The organism is Citrobacter sp. Cb041 (genome assembly GCF_030336655.1).
Classification (GTDB): Bacteria; Pseudomonadota; Gammaproteobacteria; order Enterobacterales; family Enterobacteriaceae; genus Citrobacter; species Citrobacter braakii.
On record NZ_JAOWDD010000034.1, the window covers coordinates 1 to 23366 of the forward strand.

The window sequence follows — 23366 nt, forward strand, 5'->3', positions numbered from 1 at the left end:
CAGATGTTTGCCGACCTGAGCCTTGAGAGCCGGGCGCTGAAAGACGTTATCGAAAAAAAGCTTTAAAACCAGCCTTTAAGCGTGAGCTGGTCACTCATCTGATAACGACATTTGGACTCAGTATCCGTCAGGCCTGCCGGAGTCTGAACCTGAGCAGAACGGTTTACCATCACCGTCCGGATACCACGCGTGACGAACCCGTTATTGTCGCGTTGCAGGCAGTGGCTGAGCGATACCCACGATACGGTTTTCCGAAACTTTTTCAGGTTCTGAGGCGGCAGGGACACCCGTGGAATCACAAAAGGATCCACCGTATTTACTGTCTGCTGAAGCTGAACTTTCGTCGTAAGGGCAAACAGCGGTTGCCGGTGCGTAATCCCTCGCCACTGGCCACGCCGGAAGCGCTGAATCAGAGCTGGTCTGTCGATTTTATGCATGATGCCCTGGTCTGTGGCCGTCGTTTTCGCACGTTCAATGTTGTTGATGACTTTAACCGTGAGGCATTGTCGATTGAAATCGATCTGAATCTGCCAGCTCTGCGGATGGTCCGTGTACTCGACAGGATCGCCGCAAATCGCGGCTATCCTGTCATGCTACGCATTGATAACGATCCGGAATTTATCTCACTGGCTCTGGCTGAATGGGCAGAGAAATATGCAGTAAAACTGGAATTTATCCAGCCGGGTAAGCCGACACAGAACGCTTTTATTGAGCGCTTTAACCGGACATACCGTACAGAAATACTCGATTTTTATCTGTTCAGAATGCTGAATGAAGTGCGGGAAATCACGGAGAAATGGTTGTCAGAATATAACTGTGAACGCTCGCATGAAGCACTGAACAATATGACACCGGAGGAATACCGACAGCACCATTATTTTGCCGGGATCTCAAAAAATGCATGGAACTAAAACGGGTCTATTTACACGTCCACACATAGAATCCTCCAGTCGGTAGACTGAAAGTATAGAAGGCGGCTGAGTTTGATGTTTCGTCTTGCGCTAATGCTCAGCAGGTATCAGACGAATCATCAAAATGCTCGCGAGGTATTGGAGGGACGCGTATTATTGTGGGTGAGCGAGCAGGTAAACTACTGGTGTAAAATCAAACAATTCAACTGTATACGGTATAATTGACGGTATTGGTTGTCTGTATTCGTAATTTTATCTTTTTAGAACAATGAAATAATATGTTCATTTATAATCAAGCACTGATATCGCTGGCCTGTTCGGGACGTTGCATTGGCGATTTCCCGAACAGACAAGGCTGTGGAGAAGGTGAGTCATAAAAGCAATGGAAAAGTATCACCCAATAGAATGGGTTACACTGTATAAATACGAATGTCGTGCGCCTGAAACGCCGTGGCATACTCTTTGCTGATATTTTCCTCGACGACAATTACATCGATATTGCTGCTTTCGGTAACGACATAACGGGCGACGGCCGGGATCTTTTCAGCCGTCAGCGCGACAATAGTTTCATTACACTGTTTGATCACCGCTTTTTTGAACTCACAATCCGCGTAATCAAATCCGGTTAAGCCGGATTCAGGCGACATCGCGCAGCCGCCAATAAATCCCTGATCGAATAAAATGTCCTGCACCTGCGAGATAGCGGTGGCACCCACACACCCTCCAGAAGATCGTTGCACCGCGCCGCCCAGCATAATGACGTCAAACAGTGGTTTTTTTAGTAAAACGGCGGCAATCTCCGGGGAATTTGTTACCACGGTTAACGCCAGCTCGGCGGGTAGGGCTTCAGCCATCGCCAGATTAGTACTGCCCGTGTCGATAAAAATGCAGCTTCCGGATTTGACCATCCGGGCGCATCTCTGCGCGATGTTGCTCTTTTTCGCCACATTAATACTCTTGCGCACGGTGATGTCTTCGGATTCAGGGAGTGCAATGACCGCGCCGCCATAGACTTTTTTACACACGCCATCTTTACTCAGTTCATGCAGGTCGCGGCGGATTGTATGTTCCGAAACGCCTAACCTGCTGGCGAGTTCGGAACAGATGACTCTGCCGTTTTCCTGCAGGATCTGATAGATAAGCGCCTGGCGCTGTTCAGGGAATGCTGCGTAATCGAGCATCAATACTCCAGTGAAATAAACATCGAGCAATAACAAGCATAATTGTGCATTATGGTTCACGATGTCAACATCCCTTTAGGGAACCTATTGTTTGGATACAACAAGAAGAGGTTAGCTATGAAGGTTGCGCATGTGGCGTTATGGACACGGGATCTTGAGCAACAAGCTCAATTCTGGGTCACGTTTTTTGACGCAAAGATCAACGAAAATTACTGCAGTAAAACCAATCCAGGATTTGAATCCTATTTTGTCAAAATTGGTGAGGATATCGCGATTGAGTTAATGACTAAGCCTGGACTGACAAAACATGCTCCCGACAATAACACCTCAGGCTGGGTGCATCTCGCCATTTCAGTTGGCGGCAGTGAAAACGTTGATGCCATGGCGATGCGAGCAAAAGAACAGGGGATATTAGTTTCTGGCCCGCGCACCACCGGTGATGGCTATTACGAAGCGGTGATATGCGATCCTGACGGCAACTTGATTGAAATTGTGGCCTAAGGCTTCACGCCATCTCCAGTAGAAATGTTGTACCTGTTACCGACTATTGATGAGCATGATTCATAAGGTTGTCCTTCTTTTCACCTCTAATCACCCGCCTGTCGAGTCTCTATAATTTTTATAGTTTTCAGCATCCGGTGGCGCGTGCTGCCACCGTTTTGGAGAGTCGAAATGCAAAATCAACGGAATACCGTCTCCAGCGCCGGCGCGGAGATTATGAATCAACAATTTGATGGTAACAGCGTCTTTCCTCGCGGAGAGAAAAATGAAGCGTATGCGAAATATTTCACTGGCGACAGCTATCTGACCATGCTCTCCATGGAAGGCGTGGTGATTGGTAACGTAGCATTTGAGCCGGGCTGTCGTAACTTCTGGCATATCCATCATCAAGGGGGACAAATCTTGCTGGTGACCGGCGGCAGAGGCTGGTATCAGGCGTGGAATCAACCGGCGCGTGAACTGAAAACCGGTGATGTCGTACACATCCCGGCGGGAATGAAACACTGGCACGGCGCCGCGCGTGATAGCTGGTTTGCCCATATCGCTGTGGAAATCCCGGCCGCTGGCGCATCGAACGAGTGGCTTGAACCGGTAAGCGACGCTGAGTACAACCTGCTCCCCTGGGCTGTGCGGGTCACGCGTTCTGCAGGTAAAGAATCCGATGCCCGAAGTGAATCAGTTTGAGCTGATTATTGATACAGTTCCGCATCTACATGACCTGAATCCGTATATTCCAACGCTGGCGCTGGCACTGCTTTGTCATTGATATTGCCTCATTGAAATAAGTGCAGAAAAAAGACGCGGATTTCCGCGCCTTTTCTTTTGTTAGTGTGTCGATGGCGATGCTTCAGGATTATCCATATACAGCGTCTGGCTGGGGAACGCAAAGTCGGCGTCGTGTGCCTTGACTATCGAAATAATCTTTAAATAAACGTCCTGCTGTACCGCAAGCCATTCCTGCCACACGGTGGTTTTCGTGAAGCAATACACCATGATATTCAGCGATGAATCGGCGAATTCATTAAAATAAACCAGCAGGGTTTGTTTCTGGTCTATTCCCGGATGGTTTTGCAGCATTTCTCTGACCGACTCGACAACGGCACTGACTTTATCAGCATCTTCATATCGTAACCCGATCACCGTTTTGATGCGGCGATTCGTCATCCTTCCTGGGTTTTCTACGCTGATAGAGGAGAAAATCGAGTTTGGGACATATAACGGACGATGATCGAAGGTGTTTATTTTGGTCATTCGCCAGCCGATTTCCGTAACTGTACCTTCAATATTGCGGTCCGGGGAGCGGATCCAGTCGCCGATGCTAAAGGGTCTGTCGAAGTAGAGCATAATCCCTGAGAAAAAGTTGCTCAGAATGTCTTTGCCTGCCATACCTACAGCGATACCGCCGATGCCGCCGAAGGTTAACAGGCCGGATAAGCTCATTCCGAAATGTTCGCCATACAGCAAAATGATGGCAACCACGATGGTAATCTTGATGATTCGCGACAGGATCCTCGCGCTGGTGATATCTCTGCCTTTATTAATCTGCGTCTTTTCAAACTGATTAATTACCAGAAAAAGTTTGATGGTAAGGATCAGCGCAATCAACGAGGTGCAGATAAAGTCGACCACGCTGGAGGAGATAAATTTCAGGCTGTAATTTTCGATAACGTTATTAGCAATACTGCCTAACGTCCCGATGATAATGGCATAGACAAGAAATTGCGCGGCATGAAATATGAATCCTTTGCAGCGACGCTCTCCACGATGATACCAGACGCTCATCAGAACCAGCGCGGCACAGCAGCTGAGAATTACCGTCAAATTAAACGCATTATTTATAAACAGTTCAGCGATCATGATTCTTTCAACAGCTCCGTGGTAGTGAAATATCTTCTGATATCCTAATCCTCGAATATTTTACTCAGTTCTGGCGGTCAGATCATTAATCCATAGGGGAGATATATAATGCAATTAGCGCTATTTTCGGCGAAATAGCGCTGGTATCCACCCTGAAAGCGGTTTATGTAGCAGACAGTCAGTTGATGTCATGGTATTGTTAGCGCAAAGTAACAAGGTTTTCATCTGCAAAAGGACAGTACTATGATCATGGCTAAGCTGAAGACAGCGAAGGGACGGAAGTTTCTGTTGTGCCTGCTTGGGGTGTTTATTATCGCAGCGTCGGTCGTGACGCGAGCGACGATCGGTGGTGTGATTGAACAGTATGACATTCCGCTATCCGACTGGACCGCTTCAATGTACGCCATTCAATCGGCAATGATTTGTGTCTACAGCATGGTGTTTACGATTCTGTTGGCTATCCCGCTGGGAATCTATTTTCTCGGCGGCGACGAGCAACACTAAGCGTTTGTTATGCCGGATGAGATCGCCATCCGGCATTGAGTTGTGTAGTTAATCGTCTTCTTCGTCATCCAGTTCAACTGGCGTCTGATATTCATCCGGCTTGATGACCAGCAGGTCGCAGCGTAGGTGATCGATAACCTGTTCAGCGGTGTTACCAAGGAACGCGGCAGAAATACCGGTACGACCGACGGTACCCAGTACCACAATACCCGCCTGCAAGTGCTCAGCTAAATCAGGAATGACCTCTTCAGGTAATCCTTTTTCAACGTGCGTCACTTTCTCATCGATACTGAATTTCTGGCGCAACGCCTTCATGGCCAGCAGATGCTGTCCACGGATCGCGTCGTTATAAACGCTGGGGTCAAACTCAGGTAGTTCAATTGCGATATTGATTGGCGTAACAGGGTAGGCGCCAACCAGATGCACTTCAGTATGGTTAACCTGTTCTGCCAGTTGCAGCGTCTCTTTGACCAGTTTTTCATTGAGCGCGTTGTGATAAGGCTCTTCACTGGCGAGGTTCACCGCAACCAGCGCTTTACCCTCTTCAGGCCATGGCTGGTCTTTAACCATCCATACCGGGCTTGGACATTTGCGCAATAAATGCCAGTCGGTAGGCGTGAAAATTACGGCTTCGAGGCGGTCGTGTTGGTGTGCCATTTTGAGGACCAGGTCATGCTGAGCGCTAATGACTTCCTGGATGATGGCTTCAAAGGGACGGTTGTGCCATACCACTTTAATTTCAAGAGGGATCCCTGCTTCGATGTAGTATTTTGCTTGTTCACGGATCCATGCTGTTCGCTGGCTGATGACCCCCTGACGCATTGCCGTACGCTCATCGGGCGACAGCAGGGTAGTCATCTCGTAGGAAAAGTCATAGATTGGCAAAAAGGCTTTAATTTTGCCACCAATCCGTTGATGCAAATAAACAGCTCGCCGTAATGCTGGTTGATCGTCCTGGTTTGGATCGATGACGACCAGCATATTTTTATACATAGCCATACAGGGTCTCCTTACAACTGTCATCGCAGTTTGTAATTAAAAGAGTAACCCAATAATGTGGATTGAAACAGGGGAGAACCTCCTGCCAGATCAATAAATCGGGAAAATTTAGCGATTTGACAGAAGGATAACAGAAATGCTTGCGGAAAGATTACGCAACGTTACGCGTGTGGCCAGCAAGAACTGCCAGCGCGTCGCTATTCTCAATAGTTATGTATTTGCCTTTCACTGCCAGCATACCGCTTTTCTGGAAACGACCCAACAGGCGGCTGATGGTTTCAACCGTCAGACCCAGGTAGTTACCGATGTCGCCGCGGGTCATGGTCAGACGGAACTCACGAGGCGAGAATCCGCGCTGGGCAAAGCGGCGAGACAAGTTGTAGATAAAGGCCGCCAGGCGCTCTTCTGCATTTTTCTTCGACAACAGCAGGATCATATCCTGGTCGCCTTTGATTTCGCCACTCATCAGACGCATCATCTGCTGACGCAGATTCGGCATTTTTCCGGACAGGTCATCAAGGGTTTCGAAAGGAATTTCGCAAACCATTGAGGTTTCCAGCGCCTGGGCAAAGCTCGGGTGATGTCCGCTGCCAATCGCGTCAAAACCGACCAGATCACCCGCCAGATGGAAGCCGGTAATTTGCTCATCGCCTTGTTCGGTAATGGTATAGCTTTTAATCGTTCCGGAGCGGATAGCGTAGAGTGATTTAAGTTCATCACCTGCTTTAAAGAGCGTTTGCCCCTTTTGGATAGGCTTTTTGCGCTCGATGATGTTATCGAGCTGGTCAAGCTCATGCTCGTTAAGTGTGAACGGGATGCAAAGCTGGCTGATGCTGCAATCCTGGCAATGGATAGCACAACCGCCAGACTGAATGCGCCGTATAATTCGCTTTTCCGGGATCATAGGTCTGCTCAAGCCGTAATTGATATTTGTCAATTTTAACATCTTTTTGGTGAGCACGTAAGCCTGAGCTACTCCCAATAGAGAATAATTCAGGTATAACCGGAATGAATGTTTGTATCTCCTTGATTAACCGTATTAAATTTGTGGTCACATTATGCGAAAGTGTGACGAATAAGGCATTAATTGCCTGGAATCTAGAGTAGCAAATAGCCTTCGTGACGCAATAACCACTCTTTTCGCTGTACCCCGCCAGCATATCCAGTCATGGTGCCGTTACGCCCAATGACGCGATGGCAGGGGACCACAATGCTTACCGGGTTGGCGCCATTGGCCGCACCGACGGCTCTTGCAGCACCGGGGCGCCCTAACTGTTCGGCCAGTTGACCATAGTGCATGACCTGCCCACACGGGATAGTGCGTAATGCTTGCCAGACTTCACGCTGGAAAGGCGTGCCAGCCGTTGCCGTTTCCAGCGTGTCAATAATGCTGAGATTCCCGGCAAAATACTCCGACAGTTTATCGCTTAATCCGCCTGGGTTTTTAGCTGTAATACGCTGATAACCTTCTGTGCGGTAATGAATATCCAGCAATTGTTCCATGCGATCGCGGTGCTGATCCCATTCCACCGCGCGCAGGCGAAATTGCTCATCACAAATAACCCACAGCGGGCCCAGCGGCGTGTCGATGGTATCTTCCAGTAAGTTCAGCATCCGTTTCTCTCATTACAGCGTTCAGGCGAGGTTACACATTATCACGCCAGCGACAGTCGCAGCTATACCCCTAAAAACGGATATCTGTATGTCGTGAGTAGATCTTTTCAGCGGAGCGAGCCGGGTGAATTATTGGAAATAATCGTAAACCGTTGTCGGTATAATAGTGCGCGGTTATGATAATGCTCGTCGTAATTCGCTGGAGGAAGAAACATGAATCTTGATGATGCTTCGCTGTTTCTGGATGCTATGGGGGATGTCCAACCGCTGAAGGGCTGCGCCGATGTACATTGGCAGCCAACGCGTAATATCCGCACTCCGGCGCGTATCGATACGCTTCAACTGGATAACTTTCTCACGACGGGGTTTCTCGATATTATCCCGTTGAACGAGCCGCTGGAGTTTCGTCGCGAAGGTTTACAGCACGGCGTGACTGACAAACTGCGAACCGGAAAATATCCGCAGCAGGCGAGCCTTAATCTCATCCGCCAGCCCGTAGAAACATGCCGCCAGATGCTATTCAGTTTTATTCTACAGGCACAGCAAGATGGATTACGTAACGTGCTGGTGATACACGGTAAGGGGCGTGACGATAACGCTCATGCCAATATTGTTCGCAGCTATGTGGCGCGCTGGCTGACAGAATTTGATGACGTCCAGGCCTACTGCGCCGCTTTGCCGCATCACGGCGGCAGCGGAGCATGCTATGTGGCATTACGTAAAACCGCGCAGGCAAAACAGGAAAACTGGGAGCGTCACGCTAAGCGCAGCCGCTGAGCAACGTATTTATCAGGCGGCCAGTACTCTGTTCCTGCCTTCGTGCTTGGCTTTGTACAACGCGTCGTCCACGCGTTTGAATAATTCATCAATACTTTCGTTCGTTTCGTGCCGCGCAACGCCAATGCTGACGGTAAAGCGGGGAAGACCAGGGAGAGTAACCTTGGCTACCGTCGCGCGGATCACTTCTGCAAGATTGAGGGCGACATCCAGCGAGGTTCGCGGTAGCAGCAGCACAAATTCTTCACCACCCCAGCGAAAAATAAGATCGTCTTTTCGTGCACAGGATTCCAGTGTGCGGGCCAGAGCGCAAAGCACTTCATCGCCTTTTAAATGACCGAAGAGATCGTTAATGCTTTTAAAACGATCGGTGTCGATCAACAACAGGCTGTAGTCCTGCGTCAATGACACCGCATGCGTCTGCTCCGGCTCGGTTACCTGATAAAAATGTCGGCGATTAAGTAATCCCGTTAAAGGGTCACGCAGAGCGGCATGCTCAAGCTCCTGTTCCAGCCGTTTTTGTTCGGTAATGTCATGAATAATGCACAACATGAGTTTATTACCGTAAATTTCAATCGGTCCGGCGTAGGTTTGCACATGACGTGAGGTGCCGTCAGCCAGTTTATGGACAAAGTGCAAAGGCTTATGGCCGCCGGGCAGATGGGCGATTTCATGCATTACCGGCAATATATGGCGGCCCAGCATGTTGATCTCCCAGGTATGTTTCTGGCACATCACATCAAGGTTGTAACCATAAAAATTCAGGGCACTGAGGTTTGCATCAACGATCAGGCCATCGCGGGACGGATCAATCAGTAACATTGGCGCGGAGTTGGTCTGGAAAAAACGCGCATAAAAGCCCTGTTTTTTTCGTTGATAAGTTGCTGAACGGCTGGCTTTCAGACCTTGCGCAGTAGGCGTTTCAATGCCTTCGAAAAGGATAACATCCCCCACGCCCGGCAGAGATTTAATGGACAGGCGGCTGGCCAACGCGATTTCCTCACCATCGCGGTAAACCGTGAGGATCTCAACAACGTGATGATGATTGCTCAAGTCACTGAGATACATGGTTAAATCATTTTGAGAATGCGTTGAGAATATGCCCTTGCGCAGTGGGGAAAAACAGAGATCCCGCATTAACTCACGTGCAACGATATTAGCGAACACCAGTTCTTCGGTTTGTGGCGAAACAATCCACACCGGAAAGGTTAACAAATCCAGTGAATGCAGCTCGGTTGTGCTCATCGATAATCCCGTTATCTTTATCTGCTGTGTTGCCCGTTTAATGGCGAATATTTTAGATATTACAGTCTCACAAAGTTATTGATTGTCGGTGAGACAAGGGTTGTACGACTGGCTTTTGTTTGATGCTGTTTTCTTGTTGGATCAGTTCATGAATCTTATGCGCTGGCAGCGGTTTTGCAAACAGGAAACCTTGCAGCATGCTACACCCCATCTGGGTAAGAAGTATTTCCTGCTCCTGGGTTTCTATTCCTTCAGCCACCACGCGCATATTCATGGAGTGAGCTATGTCAATAATGGTAGACACAATTTTTGTATTTTTACTGTTCTCGCTAATATCTTTGACAAATATCCTGTCGATTTTTAATTCCCGTGCCGGCAGTGACTTCAACATCAATATATTTGAATAACCAGTGCCGAAATCATCAATAGAAACGGTGATCCCCAAAGCCGAAAAAGCATTCAGGATTTCAATACTGCGTTTTAAATTTTTAAGTGCAGTGCTCTCCGTGAGCTCCAGCGTGAGACAGGCAGGTGAAAGTTGGTATTGCGCCAGGGCGTTGCAAACAACATCAATAATATCATGCAGTTCAAACTGGGCGGGAGAGAGGTTAACGGCGAGCGTCCATTCTGTATTCCCTTGTAATGTCCACTGATGCAACTGCAAACATGCCTGTTGGATAACCCATTTGCCGACGGGAATAATCAGGCCCGTTTCTTCCAGCGCAGGCAGAAATTCAGCCGGTAGCAGCATGCCGCGCTCCGGATGATGCCAGCGTAATAACGCCTCAAAACCAGTCAGGGAATGATCTCCGGCGGTATATTTAGGCTGATACCATAGCTCAAACTGGTTGCGTTCAAGCGCTTGTGAAAGTTCCTGTAGAAATGTCGGCGGCGTATCTGCGATAGCTTCCATCTGGGGACTATAAATAGCCCAGCCGTTTCTGCCCGCCTGTTTGACATGATACATCGCCATATCGGCCTTCACTTTTAGCTCATGCAGTGTCGAGCCATGTTCGGGATAAATACTGCTCCCCGCACTTAACGAAACCCGAATGGTATGACCGAATAAGGTAAAGGGGTCACCGATCGCATCTGAAATTCGCGCAAGCAAGGCGGAGATAGCCTGCGGGTTGCAGTCTGGAACCAGCAAGATAAATTCATCTCCCCCCAGTCTTGCCAGCGTCATTGAATCATCAAGGCAACTGTAGATACGCTGTGTACTGGCAATCAGCAGTTGATCGCCGATGTGATGCCCCCAGGTATCGTTAACGACTTTAAAACGATCGAGGTCGATAAATACCAACGCGAAATGCTGTTGATGCAATTTGGAATGCCGCAGGCAGGCCTGTAAGCGGGTATCTATTTGCGTTCGATTAGCAAGTCCAGTCAGCGCGTCGAAGTGGACCTGATGTTCAAGCTGGCAGTTCAACTGATGCAGGTTGTCAGCCAGTCGGGAAGTGCGCAGTTGTGAATCCACCATCGAGACGACCAGCATGATACCCAAAATAATCAGCGTGACGGCGCAGACCCAGACAGAGAGTTCCAGCGTACTGAGCCCATCGTGCGCAGTGTGTCCAAAATGGGTGAACGTTGCCGCTCCCATACCGGTGTAATGCATAGAAGCAATTGCCAGCGCCATAATAAGGGCAGCAATAAGTCGGTTAATCAGCACGCGACGGGTGTTTTGGCGTAAATGGAAGGCCAGCCATAAACCTACGCCAGACGCAACGACGGCAATAATTACAGAGAGCAAAATCAGCGAGCGATCCCATGAGATGGCCACATGTTCGATAATGGCATACATGCCAACGTAGTGCATCGTGACAACGCCGGCACTCAATATGCTGGTGGCAATGACCAGTCGTTTTGTTGATAGCGTATTACCGGAAATAGCGATATTGATGGCGAGAGTTGCAGAAATGAGCGCAATAAAGAACGAAAACGCGGTGAGTGATAGGTGATAATTGATCGGCATAGTCATTTTCATGGCCAGCATACCGATAAAATGCATCGACCAGATGCCCATACCCAGCGTAGCGCCGCCAGATAGCCGCCAGAAGGTAGATTCACGTTTGCTGGAGATTGCTACCTTACCCGCGCTGTCGAGGGCAATAAAGGAGGCAATAAATGCGACAACAAAGGAAATCCCAATCAATACAGGGTCCCACGACACGTGCAACATCTTACTACCTATCGAAAAAAAGCCGTGATGATAAATCTAGCAGGTTTTGTCCAGTTAACCTGATAAAACCAGGAATGTTCTTGTGTTTTTGCAATGAGTATTAGAGCGAAGGGCAAGATATTGAAAATGACAAGCCATTACTTATATAAGTATTCATGAAAATTATGTTTCTGTGTGTTTTATGCTCGTCACGTGTTCGCCATCACAATAATCTGATGGTGGGGAACATTACCGCCATTGCCGGGATAAAGTGCTGAACTATTATGAATGGGTAGTGTAATTTATTGACTTAAGTAAAAGGTCTGCTGGCTCTCATTGAAAGTTCAGCTTTCGTCACAGAGCAATGGAAATCTGTATTGCAGATGCTATAAAAATAACATCCACGTTATTTCTTGGTGCACAGGGTTAAAATGTTAAATGATATAAGCGTCAGAACCTTTATTATTTTATTTCTGCTCATTACGGCGGTTGCGCTCAATGTTGTTGAAATGATTTTTTCGGCCACCCCAGAAATTATTATTGGTACTAATGCGGTAAGCATTATTTCTATATTATGTTTGTGGTGGTACATGACGAAATATCTGGTCATGCCGATTAATACGGTTAAAAGAAGCATTGAAGAGGTAACATCCGGGAATCTGGCAATCAGTATTCCCGAGTTTGGTAATAACTGTGCGGGTAGACTAATTCCTGGCATCAATAGCTTATCAAGTAATATTTCAGCACTCGTTAATGAGATCAGAACATCCTCGCAAACGGCGATGACGCTTTCTGAACAGCTGGCGGAACGCAGCGCCGAGCTTTCAGTGAAAACAGAACAGCAATCCGGAGCATTAATGCAGACGGCTGCCAACATGGATGAAATAGCGGTTAATACGCGGAATAATGCTGATAACACGCAAATAGCCAGCGCCCAGGCAACAATTGCCACGCAATGCGCCCGTCAGGGTGGCGAATTAATGGTGCAGGTTGCGACAAATATGCGTTCAATCACCGAATGCGCACAGCAAATGACAGAAATTATTACGCTGATAGATGGTATTGCATTCCAGACAAATATTCTGGCATTGAATGCTGCTGTGGAAGCTGCAAGGGCCGGTGAACATGGCAAAGGGTTTTCCGTGGTGGCCGGTGAGGTAAGAATGCTTGCACACCGTAGTGCAGATGCTGCTAAGAATATTAAGCAACTGATTGCCCAAACCCATCAAAATGTTCAGCAAGGCGCTGCTATTGTGCGTGAAGCTGAAAAAAACATGCATGATATTGTCGGGGGGGCAGGGCAATTAAACCAACTGATGGGCGAGATATTAACCACTACGCAGGAGCAGGAGAAAGGGATTATCAGAATTACCCATGCTCTGGCCGAACTGGAGAACGTCACTCAAAGTAATGCCATTATGGTTGATGAGCTTTCTGACTCCTCAGGTATCCTGAAAAACCAGGTGATTGACCTTCAATCGCGAACGCATAAATTTCGTTTAAGTCATACACTTGAATCAGAGAGACGCCAGCGGGCCTGAGAGGGGCATCTCGTAACCAGCGCCGCATTCGTCGGCGCTTTTCTTATTATCAGATACTTTTTATGAATCATTTCAGCACAATGGGACAATGAGATATTGCTTAACATATTCTGACAGCTAGACTAACGAAAAAAGCTGAATGTTTGTGGAGGCGCTGTGGAAGCCATTAAGGGAACGGATGTTAATGTGCCGGATGCCGTGTTTGCCTGGCTGTTGGATGGCCGTGGTGGGGTGAAGCCACTGGAAGATAACGATGTTATCGACAGTCAACATCCCTGCTGGCTGCATCTTAATTATACCCATCCTGAAAGTGCGCAATGGCTGGCGACAACGCCTTTACTTCCCAATAACGTGCGTGATGCGCTGGCGGGTGAAAGCACGCGCCCACGCGTAAGCCGGGTAGGGGAAGGTACGTTGATTACGCTGCGCTGTATTAACGGCAGCACCGACGAGCGACCTGACCAACTGGTTGCGATGCGCTTATATATGGATGAACGTCTGATTGTCTCAACGCGTCAGCGTAAAGTATTGGCGCTGGATGATGTGGTCAGCGATCTCCAGGAAGGCACGGGAGCGGCTGATTGTGGTAGTTGGCTGGTGGATGTTTGCGATGCACTAACCGATCATGCCAGTGAGTTTATCGAACAACTGCACGATAAGATTATTGATCTGGAAGATAACCTGCTCGATCAGCAGATTCCGCCGCGTGGTTTCCTGGCATTGCTGCGTAAGCAGTTAATTGTGATGCGCCGCTATATGGCGCCTCAGCGCGATGTCTATTCCCGGCTGGCGAGCGAACGTTTTTCCTGGATGACCGACGACCATCGGCGGCGGATGCAGGATATCGCTGACAGGCTAGGGAGAGGGCTGGATGAAATAGATGCTTGTATTGCCAGGACCGGTATTATGGCGGATGAAATTGCGCAGGTTATGCAGGAGTCTCTGGCTCGCCGAACGTATACAATGTCATTGATGGCAATGGTTTTTCTTCCCAGCACATTTTTAACCGGGCTGTTTGGCGTTAACCTCGGCGGTATCCCTGGCGGTGGCTGGCAGTTTGGCTTCTCACTTTTTTGTATTCTGTTAGTGGTCCTGATTGGTGGTGTTACTTTATGGTTGCATCGTAGTAAATGGTTGTAACAACAACGTTTTTTAGTGACTTTTGCGCATGAAAACGTCCTGGTTTTTGAGCGAAGTCAATAAACCATCTACCTATTCGGGGCAATATCTCTCTCGCAGGTGAATGCAACGTCAAGCGATGGGCGTTGCGCTCCATATTGTCTTACTTCCTTTTTTGAATTACTGCATAGCACAATTGATTCGTACGACGCCGACTTAGATTAGTCGGCTTTTTTTTGCCTGCAGGAAATCAGCGTCTACCCTAAAAGAGCCAACCTGCATAACTGGAGGGGTATATGAACTGTCTGATTGCAACGCCGCACACTGATTCGCTACCGACCGACCCGGTTCCCATTCCCGATCCCATACCTCGTCCGCAGCCAATGCCGGATCCCCCTCCGGATGAAGAGCCGATTAAATTGTCGCATCGCGGGCGCAGATCTGCGAGGATACGCGCCTGCTGATTGTGAGTTTTTACCGCGAGATTAAATTGTGACCGCTTTTTCAACCCTGAATGTTTTACCTGCTGCCCAACTCGAGAATCTTAACGAGCTGGGTTATCTTGAAATGACGCCTGTTCAGGCTGCTGCGTTACCGGCAATTCTGGCGGGGAAAGATGTTCGCGTGCAGGCTAAAACCGGCAGTGGCAAAACGGCGGCTTTTGGTCTTGGATTATTACAGCATGTTGATGTCGCGCTGTTTCAGACGCAGTCCCTGGTGCTGTGCCCAACGCGCGAGCTTGCTGACCAGGTGGCGGGTGAGCTGCGTCGCTTAGCGCGCTTTCTGCCTAACACCAAGATCTTAACGTTGTGCGGTGGGCAGCCCTTTGGCGCACAACGTGACTCCCTGCAGCATGCGCCACATATTATTGTCGCCACACCGGGGCGTTTACTCGACCATCTGCAAAAAGGCACTGTTTCTCTGGATGCCCTGAATACGCTGGTGATGGATGAAGCCGATCGCATGCTGGATATGGGCTTTAGCGATGCGATTGATGATGTCATTCGCTTTGCGCCAGCTTCGCGTCAGACCTTACTGTTTTCTGCGACCTGGCCGGAAGCCATTGCCGCCATTAGTGGCCGGGTGCAACAAAATCCATTAACGATCGAAATTGATACCGTTGACGCGCTGCCGGCGATTGAGCAGCAGTTTTTCGAAACTTCCAGCCACGGCAAAATTGCGCTGCTGCAAAAATTGCTCAGTCAGCATCAACCTGCATCATGCGTAGTTTTTTGTAATACCAAAAAAGATTGTCAGGCCGTGTGTGACGCGCTGAATGCGGCGGGGCAAAGCGCTCTCTCACTGCATGGCGATCTTGAGCAGCGCGATCGCGATCAGACGCTGGTCCGTTTTGCCAACGGTAGCGTGCGCATTCTGGTTGCTACCGATGTGGCCGCGCGTGGTCTGGATATTAAATCACTTGAGCTGGTGGTTAACTTCGAACTGGCGTGGGATCCGGAAGTCCACGTCCATCGTATCGGACGTACCGCGCGTGCCGGCAACAGTGGTCTGGCGATTAGCTTCTGTGCACCGGAAGAAGCGCAGCGGGCCAATATTCTTTCTGAAATGCTGCAACTGAAGCTGAACTGGCTGCCAGCTCCCGCTAACGGCCCAATCCTGCCGCTGGAAGCTGAGATGGCGACGTTATGCATTGATGGCGGTAAAAAGGCTAAAATGCGTCCCGGCGATGTTCTCGGCGCGCTGACCGGTGATATTGGTCTGGAAGGCGCAGATATCGGCAAAATTGCCGTTCATCCGGCGCATGTCTATGTCGCGGTTCGCCAGACTGTAGCGCATAAGGCATGGAAGCAATTGCAAAACGGTAAGATAAAAGGCAAGACTTGCCGGGTTCGGTTATTGAAATAACCACTCGTCGGAGCGCCTGATGGCGCTCCGCTTATCCGGTACTATCGACTTACTTCACTTCCACGACGTCCAGGCGCAGCTCATCCAGTTGAGCATCATCTTCTTCTGGCTGCCAGCCCGCAGGCTGCAGCGGGATCTCTTCACGATCGAACGCTAAATCACCGCCGTCCACAACCTCTGAACCGTGCCTGATACCTTTGAAATCGAACAGATTGATATCGCTCAGATGTGAAGGTACAACGTTCTGCATTGCGCTGAACATGGTTTCAATACGCCCTGGATAGCGTTTGTCCCAGTCGCGCAGCATATCGGCAATGACCTGGCGCTGCAGGTTAGGCTGTGAGCCGCACAGATTACATGGAATAATCGGGAAACCTTTCGCTTCGGAGAAACGCTCGATATCTTTCTCACGGCAGTAAGCCAGCGGACGGATAACGATATGTTTACCGTCATCGCTCATCAGCTTCGGCGGCATACCTTTCATCTTCCCGCCGTAGAACATGTTTAAGAACAGCGTTTGCAGGATATCGTCGCGATGGTGACCGAGCGCAATCTTGGTGGCGCCTAACTCAGTTGCCGTGCGGTACAGAATGCCGCGACGCAGGCGAGAGCAGAGCGAGCAGGTCGTTTTGCCTTCAGGGATTTTATCTTTGACGATCCCGTAGGTGTTTTCTTCGACAATCTTATACTCCACACCCAGTTGTTCCAGATACTCCGGCAGAATATGCTCCGGGAAGCCTGGTTGTTTCTGATCGAGGTTAACCGCAACTAAGGAAAAACTGATCGGGGCGCTTTGCTGCAAATTACGCAGGATCTCCAGCATGGTATAGCTGTCTTTCCCCCCGGAAAGGCACACCATAATGCGATCGCCGTCTTCGATCATATTGAAGTCGGCAATCGCTTCGCCCACGTTACGGCGCAGACGTTTTTGCAATTTGTTCAGGTTGTATTGTTCTTTCTTGCTAATATCTTGATTTTGCGACATTTAATAGAGGCTCAATTCATAGTGTGGCATCAGAAGAGTATGCATCACGCCGGATAGTCCGGCAAAAGAAGTCTGATATAAAAACTGTGGCGTGTATGGTACGGATAAGCGGGAAAAATGTCAGCACATTTAGGACAGGAATCGTGGGGTATAAGAGGTAGAAACAAAAAGCCCGCAGCGATGTGCGGGCCAGACAGCTTAGCGGACTACCAGTACCGAACACTCCGCATGACGCACCACGGCTGCGGCGTTAGACCCCAGCAGGTAGGTGGTGATGTCAGGTCGATGTGAGGCAATAATGACCATATCAGCCGGTAATTTTTTGGCCATCTCCAGAATCTTATCTTTTGGCGCACCTTCTGTGACATGAACGTGCACTCTGTCCGTTGGGATATTGAACTTCTTGATAATCTCTTCCAGTTGAGATTTTGCTTCGGCTTTCAGATCTTCCATGGCCGGTAACTCTGCCGAGTAGGCCAATCCCAGGGAAGCATAATAGGGCAGTGACGGAATTACGGTCAAAAAATGAACCTGTGCATCGTCAATTTTTGCCTCTGCTTCAACATGGGCAATAACACGTTGAGTTAATTCTGAGTCTGAAATATCGATGGGTACAAGAATCGTTCTGTTCATAAAACCTCCTGTTTAAGTATCCACCCAAAGCTTACCGCGTAATGGCACTTTATGTACAATGACAAAGATCACATTTTGGCATCACTTTATTTTTATTTCAGGAAACTTTCCTTTTATTACCCCATCGTAAAATCGACCTTTAGAAACGACGCTCAGGAAATCACGAAAAATACGAGCAGGCACATGCTGATATTGCAGAGTAGCCAACTGGTGAAAGCGAATTTCTAGCGTGCGGGAGGATTCGTCATAGCCGACGGATGCAATACGGGATGATTTTACAGGATGATGATTCATTGCAGGTATCCTCTACTACAGGTCTTAATGCAAGATATCATCTATCAGAGATGTGTTTTAGCGCAACAGATATAATGTTTTGATCTGGATAAAACAGAATTGTTAGAACATAAAGAGAGCCCGCTGTTGCCAGCGGGCTGACGGATTAGAACTGGTAAACCATACCCAGTGCTACTACGTCATCAGTAGAGATGTCGTTTTGGCTGTAGAAGTTTTTATCTTCATCCAGCAGGTTGATTTTGTAATCAACATAGGTGGAGAAGTTTTTGTTGAAGTAGTAAGTAGCGCCAACGGATGCATATTTCACCAGATCCTGGTCGCCATCAGATCCGTTTACACCCAGATCCTTACCTTTAGACATCAGGAAAGAAACTTCCGGACGCAGACCGAAGTCGAACTGGTATTGCGCAGTCACTTCAAAGTTCTGAGTTTTGTTGGCAATCGTATTATCACTACCGTTTGAGCCACCATAAGGGGTCATGTTGCGGGTTTCGGAGTACATGGTTGCCAGGTAGATGTTGTTCGCGTCGTATTTCAGACCGACTGTCCATGCGTCAGCTTTATCACCGCCCGCGGTAGAATCGTTAACCTGCTCGTTAGTACGGTCAGAAGAGGTGTATGCTGCACCGAAGCTTACACCCATCCCCAAATCGTAGGTCGAGGAGATACCGAAGCCGTCACCGTTGGAGTTCTTCATGTTACGATCGTCGCCACCGTTATTGGTGCCTTCCTGCTCTGGTGACTGATTTTCGTTCGCGCCCTGATACTGCAACGCCACGTTCAGACCGTCAACCAGACCAAAGAAGTCTGTATTACGGTAGGTCGCCACGCCGTTCGCACGACCGGTCATGAAGTTGTCTGCTTTGGTGTAAGAGTCGCCACCGAATTCCGGCAGCATATCGGTCCAGCCTTCAACGTCGTACATTACGCCGTAGTTACGGCCGTAGTCGAATGAGCCGTAGTCGCCGACTTTAATACCTGCGAATGCCAGACGAGTCCAGGAGTCGCCTTTATCACCTTCGGTGCCGTTAGCCTGAACCTGATATTCCCACTGGCCGTAACCGGTGATCATATCGTTAACCTGAGTTTCGCCTTTGAAGCCCATACGCATATAAGTCTGATCGCCATCACTGTTAGCGTCATCAGAGAAATAATGCAGGCCGTCTACTTTGCCATAGAGATCTAATTTGTTGCCGTCTTTATTATAAACTTCAGCCGCGTGAGCAGCGCCTGCAGCCAGCAGGGCAGGAATTACGAGAGCCAGTACTTTTCTGTTCATTGAAATAATCCTTTAGTTTTTTTATTAACCTGTGACTACCCATGTAGGGAGTAAAAGCATGCTAAAGGAGAAGTTCCGTAAAGGGATAAATATGAATTGTTACGCCTTAAGTAAAACCTTAAAGAAATAATTCTACGGAAATGATGATAATTGTGGTGAATGTATGGGTGGTAAATATATAAAATAAAAATTATACAAGTGAATTGTGTTGGGCTATTCTGCGCGTGTTATATGCCTTTATTGTCACGTTTTATTTTTCGTTGACGTATTGATAGCTATTATTAATTAGCCAGCGAATAAATTGACAAGCCCGAACAACTGTTCGGGCTTTTTTTTGGGTTCCAGGTTAATACTGAGATAAACGCATTACTCGGTACCGCTCTTTTCCGCTTTTCCAGCCAACTGCGCAAGGAAGTCGTAGCGTTTTTGCAGATCGGCTGCGGCGTCTTTCCAGAGCTGTTCTGCGACTTCTGGCTGTTGGGCATTCAGGCGACGGAAGCGCTGCTCGTTAAGCAATGTTTCGGCCAGGGCGTCTGACGGTGGCCGAGAGTCCAGCGCCAGCGGCAGCTTACCTTCATCTGCTCGACGCGGATCAAAGCGGTACAGCGGCCAGAACCCGGTTGCCGTGAGCTGACGCATCTGATCATGGCTTAGTGCGAGATCGTAACCATGCTCTTCACATGGGCTATAGGCGATAATCAGCGACGGACCTGGATAGGCCTCCGCTTCCTGGATAGCTTTCACCGTCTGGTTCAACTGCGCGCCCAGAGAGATTTGTGCAACATACACGTGCCCGTACATCATCATACTGACGCCAAGATCTTTGCGAGCTTTGCGCTTGCCATGTTCACCAAATTTAGTGACGGCCCCGAGCGGCGTAGCTTTCGACGCTTGGCCGCCTGTATTGGAGTAACACTGGGTATCCAGTACCAGAATATTGACGTTCTCGGTCAGGCTCAGGACGTGATCCAGGCCACCAAAACCAATATCGTAAGCCCAGCCATCACCGCCAATCAGCCAGATAGATTTCTCGACCAGCGCGTCGGCATCGGTTAACAACTGCTGTGCGCCTTCGACATCTTTCAGGTGCTGGCGCAGTGCTGCAACTTGCTCACGGCGCACCTCTGGCGTAGCTTCAGCGTGCAGGGCGTCATTCAGTTCAGCCGGAATGTTATCAGCAAACTGTTCCACTAAACGCATGACGCGTACACGGTGCTGATCCACCGTCAGGCGGAAGCCCAGCCCAAACTCGGCGTTATCCTCAAACAGGGAGTTTGCCCACGCAGGCCCGCGACCATTGGCGTCGATGGTATAAGGCGTTGAGGGCAGGTTACCGCCATAAATTGATGAACAGCCGGTCGCATTGGCGATCAGCATGCGGTCGCCGTACAACTGCGTAAGCAATTTGATATACGGCGTTTCACCACAGCCAGAGCAGGCCCCAGAGTACTCAAACAGCGGTGTTATCAACTGCGAGGTACGAATATCAATGCGTTCCAGTTTAGTGCGATCGATTTCCGGCAGATTGAGGAAGTAGTCATAGTTAACTTTTTCTTCTTCCACGTGCTCAAGGCGCGACATCATATTGATGGCCTTGATCTCCGGGTTTTGGCGATCTTTCGCCGGGCATACTTCGACGCACAGATTACACCCGGTGCAATCCTCTGGCGCAACCTGCAGGACATATTTCTGACCGCGCATATCGCGTGATTTCACATCCAGAGAATGCAGGCTGGCAGGGGCATTTTCCATCGCTTCTGGTGAAACCACTTTGGCGCGGATAGCCGAGTGCGGGCAGGCGGCTACGCAGTGGTTGCACTGGGTACACAGCTCTTCTTTCCAGATGGGGATCTCTTCAGCGATATTGCGTTTTTCCCAACGCGTGGTGCCCATCGGCCAGGTGCCGTCTGGCGGCAGCGCTGAAACGGGGAGGGCATCGCCCAGACCGGCGAGCATTGCCGCGGTGACGGTTTTCACGAAATCAGGTGCGGCATCAGAAACCACCGGTGGGCGATTAGCGCTATGTGGATCAACTGGCTGAAGCGCCACTTCGGCGACGGATTCACGCGCCAGGGCCAGCGCCTGCCAGTTACGTTCAACCAGATCCTGCCCTTTGCTGCTATAGCTTTTCGCAATCGCACCCTGCAATTCAGCCAGAGCGCTGTCGCCTGGTAAGATTTGCGTCAGATGGAAGAACGCCATCTGCATAACGGTGTTAATACGTGCAGCCAGACCGCACTCGCGGGCGATTTTGGCCGCATTAATCACGTAGAAACGCGCTTTCTTCTGATTCAGAACAGCCTGAACTTCCTGCGGCAGACGTGTCCAGACTTCATCCACACTGTACGGGGTATTAAGCAGGAATATACCGCCAGGTTTCAGGCGCTCAGCCATCTGATACTTATCGATAAATTGCAACTGGTGACAACCAACAAAATCGGCTTGCGACACCAGATACGCTGAGCGAATAGGTTGTTCACTAACGCGCAGGTGAGAAACCGTCAGACCGCCTGCTTTTTTCGAGTCATAGACGAAATAACCCTGCGCATACCACGGCGTAGAGTTACCGATAATCTTGATGTTGTTTTTGGTGGCCGACACGCTACCGTCACTGCCCAGCCCGTAAAACAGTGCCTCGAGCTTCGCGGTACCGGGCAGGGTGTTTTCCGGTAACGGTAGCGACAAGTTGGTGACATCATCATAGATACCGACCGTAAAGCGAGATTTCGGCTTCGCGCTACTCAGTTCATTAAAGACCGCCATGACGCAGTCCGGGCCAAACTCTTTGGAAGAAAGGCCATAACGCCCGCCAATCACCCGCGGTAGCGTTTCTCGTTCGCCGCAGTTAAAGGCTTCCGCCAGCGCGGTCATTACATCCAGATACAACGGTTCAGCTTGCGCGCCGGGCTCTTTGGTGCGATCCAGGACGGCGATGCTCCGTACCGTTTCCGGCAGGGCGCGCAGTAAATGTCTGGCAGAGAATGGGCGGAACAGACGCACTTTCAGAACGCCAACTTTCTCGCCGCGTGCCAGCAGCTCTTCGACGACTTCTTCACTGGTTCCAATCGCCGAGCCCATCAAAATAATGATGCGTTCTGCCTGCGGGTGACCGTAGTATTCAAATGGCTGGTACTGACGGCCCGTCGCAGCAGCGAAATCGTTCATCGCCTGTTCTACGTGATCGTAAACCGCGTTGTACCACGGGTTTGTTGCTTCGCGCGACTGGAAGTAAGTGTCCGGGTTCGCAGACGTACCGCGAATAACCGGATGCTCCGGGTTGAGCGCGCGCGCGCGGTGAGCATCAATTTCTGCCTGTGGCATCAGCCCGAGGATTGTGTCATCGGCCAGCGGCACTATTTTATTAATTTCATGCGATGTGCGAAAACCATCAAAGAAATGAATAAACGGGACCCGGCTTTTCAGGGTGGCCATTTGCGAAATTAGCGCAAAGTCTTGTGCTTCCTGAACGCTGCTGGCGCACAGCATTGCGCATCCCGTCTGGCGCACCGCCATCACGTCGGAATGATCGCCAAAGATGGATAATGCGTGAGTGGCAATCGTACGCGCCGCAACGTGCAGCACAAACGGAGTCAACTGACCGGCCAGTTTGTACAGCGTCGGGATCATCAGCAACAGGCCCTGCGATGAAGTAAACGACGTAGAGAGCGCACCGGTCTGCAACGCGCCGTGAACGGTCGCTATCGCACCGCCTTCCGACTGCATTTCTACGACACGAGGGGTATCCCCCCACACGTTTTTAAGCCCGTTCCCGGCCCAGGCATCCGCCTGTTCCGCCATCGTCGAACTGGGCGTAATCGGGTAGATGGCGATAACCTCGCTGGTACGAAATGCGACCGAAGCAACCGCACCATTACCGTCAATTGTGATCATACTGACAC

Annotated in this window: 19 protein-coding genes and 2 pseudogenes; 9 read left to right on the forward strand and 12 right to left on the reverse strand. The window is 49.6% G+C overall.

Going from position 1 to position 23366, the window contains the following annotated elements; all coding sequences use genetic code 11:
* A pseudogene (locus tag OGV52_RS07715) lies at positions 1-911 on the forward strand (IS3 family transposase); the annotation flags it as partial.
* A 410-nt stretch (positions 912-1321) separates the two neighbouring features.
* Here OGV52_RS07715 and OGV52_RS07720 read toward each other — a convergent pair.
* Positions 1322-2092, reverse strand: coding sequence for a DeoR/GlpR family DNA-binding transcription regulator (locus tag OGV52_RS07720; RefSeq protein ID WP_047500391.1), 771 nt, complete (start codon positions 2090-2092; stop codon positions 1322-1324).
* 117 nt (positions 2093-2209) lie between these two features.
* Here OGV52_RS07720 and OGV52_RS07725 point away from each other — a divergent pair, with 117 nt between their 5' ends.
* Positions 2210-2593 carry a VOC family protein gene (locus OGV52_RS07725; RefSeq protein ID WP_287108309.1) on the forward strand — a complete coding sequence of 128 codons (384 nt, stop codon included), beginning with the start codon at positions 2210-2212 and terminating at the stop codon, positions 2591-2593.
* Between the two features lie 216 nt (positions 2594-2809).
* Positions 2810-3214 (forward strand): annotated as a pseudogene (locus OGV52_RS07730) (cupin domain-containing protein); the annotation flags it as partial.
* 204 nt (positions 3215-3418) lie between these two features.
* On the opposite strand, the gene OGV52_RS07735 reads toward OGV52_RS07730, so the two are convergent.
* A complete protein-coding gene (locus OGV52_RS07735) occupies positions 3419-4450 on the reverse strand; it encodes a mechanosensitive ion channel family protein (protein ID WP_115190545.1) in 1032 nt (343 codons plus the stop codon).
* Positions 4451-4693: 243 nt separating this feature from the next.
* Here OGV52_RS07735 and OGV52_RS07740 point away from each other — a divergent pair, with 243 nt between their 5' ends.
* Positions 4694-4954, forward strand: coding sequence for a DUF2534 family protein (locus OGV52_RS07740; RefSeq protein ID WP_049281460.1), 261 nt, complete (start codon positions 4694-4696; stop codon positions 4952-4954).
* Between the two features lie 48 nt (positions 4955-5002).
* Here the strand turns inward: OGV52_RS07740 and uspE are convergent, their stop codons facing one another.
* The 3 genes from uspE to ogt all read right to left on the reverse strand — a co-directional run bounded on the left by uspE (position 5003) and on the right by ogt (position 7567).
* On the reverse strand, positions 5003-5953 hold the full coding sequence (gene uspE / locus OGV52_RS07745) for a universal stress protein UspE (RefSeq protein WP_016153204.1): 951 nt from the start codon (positions 5951-5953) through the stop codon (positions 5003-5005).
* Between the two features lie 151 nt (positions 5954-6104).
* A complete protein-coding gene (gene fnr / locus OGV52_RS07750) occupies positions 6105-6857 on the reverse strand; it encodes a fumarate/nitrate reduction transcriptional regulator Fnr (RefSeq protein ID WP_003020397.1) in 753 nt (250 codons plus the stop codon).
* A 194-nt stretch (positions 6858-7051) separates the two neighbouring features.
* Positions 7052-7567 carry a methylated-DNA--[protein]-cysteine S-methyltransferase gene (gene ogt / locus OGV52_RS07755; RefSeq protein WP_075848156.1) on the reverse strand — a complete coding sequence of 172 codons (516 nt, stop codon included), beginning with the start codon at positions 7565-7567 and terminating at the stop codon, positions 7052-7054.
* Between the two features lie 213 nt (positions 7568-7780).
* Here ogt and smrA point away from each other — a divergent pair, with 213 nt between their 5' ends.
* The gene (gene smrA / locus OGV52_RS07760; RefSeq protein ID WP_016153202.1) at positions 7781-8344 is read left to right on the forward strand and encodes a DNA endonuclease SmrA; all 564 of its coding nucleotides are present in this window, start codon (positions 7781-7783) and stop codon (positions 8342-8344) included.
* A gap of 12 nt (positions 8345-8356) precedes the next feature.
* On the opposite strand, the gene OGV52_RS07765 is transcribed toward smrA, so the two are convergent.
* Both OGV52_RS07765 and OGV52_RS07770 read right to left on the reverse strand, forming a co-directional pair.
* Complete coding sequence (locus OGV52_RS07765; protein WP_049282426.1) at positions 8357-9589, reverse strand: GGDEF domain-containing protein; 1233 nt, start codon at positions 9587-9589, stop codon at positions 8357-8359.
* A gap of 67 nt (positions 9590-9656) precedes the next feature.
* Complete coding sequence (locus OGV52_RS07770) at positions 9657-11771, reverse strand: putative bifunctional diguanylate cyclase/phosphodiesterase (protein ID WP_287108311.1); 2115 nt, start codon at positions 11769-11771, stop codon at positions 9657-9659.
* A gap of 410 nt (positions 11772-12181) precedes the next feature.
* On the opposite strand from OGV52_RS07770, the gene OGV52_RS07775 reads away from it, so the two are divergent.
* The 4 genes from OGV52_RS07775 to dbpA all read left to right on the forward strand — a co-directional run bounded on the left by OGV52_RS07775 (position 12182) and on the right by dbpA (position 16276).
* A complete protein-coding gene (locus OGV52_RS07775) occupies positions 12182-13291 on the forward strand; it encodes a methyl-accepting chemotaxis protein (RefSeq protein ID WP_049282424.1) in 1110 nt (369 codons plus the stop codon).
* Positions 13292-13447: 156 nt separating this feature from the next.
* On the forward strand, positions 13448-14431 hold the full coding sequence (zntB, locus tag OGV52_RS07780; RefSeq protein WP_016153198.1) for a zinc transporter ZntB: 984 nt from the start codon (positions 13448-13450) through the stop codon (positions 14429-14431).
* A 275-nt stretch (positions 14432-14706) separates the two neighbouring features.
* Complete coding sequence (ynaL, locus tag OGV52_RS07785) at positions 14707-14874, forward strand: proline-rich small protein YnaL (RefSeq protein WP_016153197.1); 168 nt, start codon at positions 14707-14709, stop codon at positions 14872-14874.
* Positions 14875-14902: 28 nt separating this feature from the next.
* Positions 14903-16276 (forward strand): ATP-dependent RNA helicase DbpA, encoded by a 1374-nt coding sequence (dbpA, locus tag OGV52_RS07790; RefSeq protein WP_047498663.1) that lies wholly within the window; start codon positions 14903-14905, stop codon positions 16274-16276.
* 49 nt (positions 16277-16325) lie between these two features.
* Here dbpA and ttcA read toward each other — a convergent pair whose 3' ends face one another.
* From ttcA to nifJ, 5 genes are all read right to left on the reverse strand, one after another.
* Positions 16326-17261, reverse strand: coding sequence for a tRNA 2-thiocytidine(32) synthetase TtcA (gene ttcA / locus OGV52_RS07795; RefSeq protein ID WP_181221782.1), 936 nt, complete (start codon positions 17259-17261; stop codon positions 16326-16328).
* 198 nt (positions 17262-17459) lie between these two features.
* Positions 17460-17894 (reverse strand): universal stress protein UspF, encoded by a 435-nt coding sequence (uspF, locus tag OGV52_RS07800; RefSeq protein ID WP_016153190.1) that lies wholly within the window; start codon positions 17892-17894, stop codon positions 17460-17462.
* Between the two features lie 81 nt (positions 17895-17975).
* A complete protein-coding gene (locus OGV52_RS07805; protein WP_043016208.1) occupies positions 17976-18188 on the reverse strand; it encodes a KTSC domain-containing protein in 213 nt (70 codons plus the stop codon).
* A gap of 145 nt (positions 18189-18333) precedes the next feature.
* The gene (gene ompC / locus OGV52_RS07810; RefSeq protein WP_016156616.1) at positions 18334-19467 is read right to left on the reverse strand and encodes a porin OmpC; all 1134 of its coding nucleotides are present in this window, start codon (positions 19465-19467) and stop codon (positions 18334-18336) included.
* Positions 19468-19833: 366 nt separating this feature from the next.
* Complete coding sequence (gene nifJ, locus OGV52_RS07815) at positions 19834-23358, reverse strand: pyruvate:ferredoxin (flavodoxin) oxidoreductase (RefSeq protein WP_287108314.1); 3525 nt, start codon at positions 23356-23358, stop codon at positions 19834-19836.
* Positions 23359-23366: the final 8 nt, after the last annotated feature.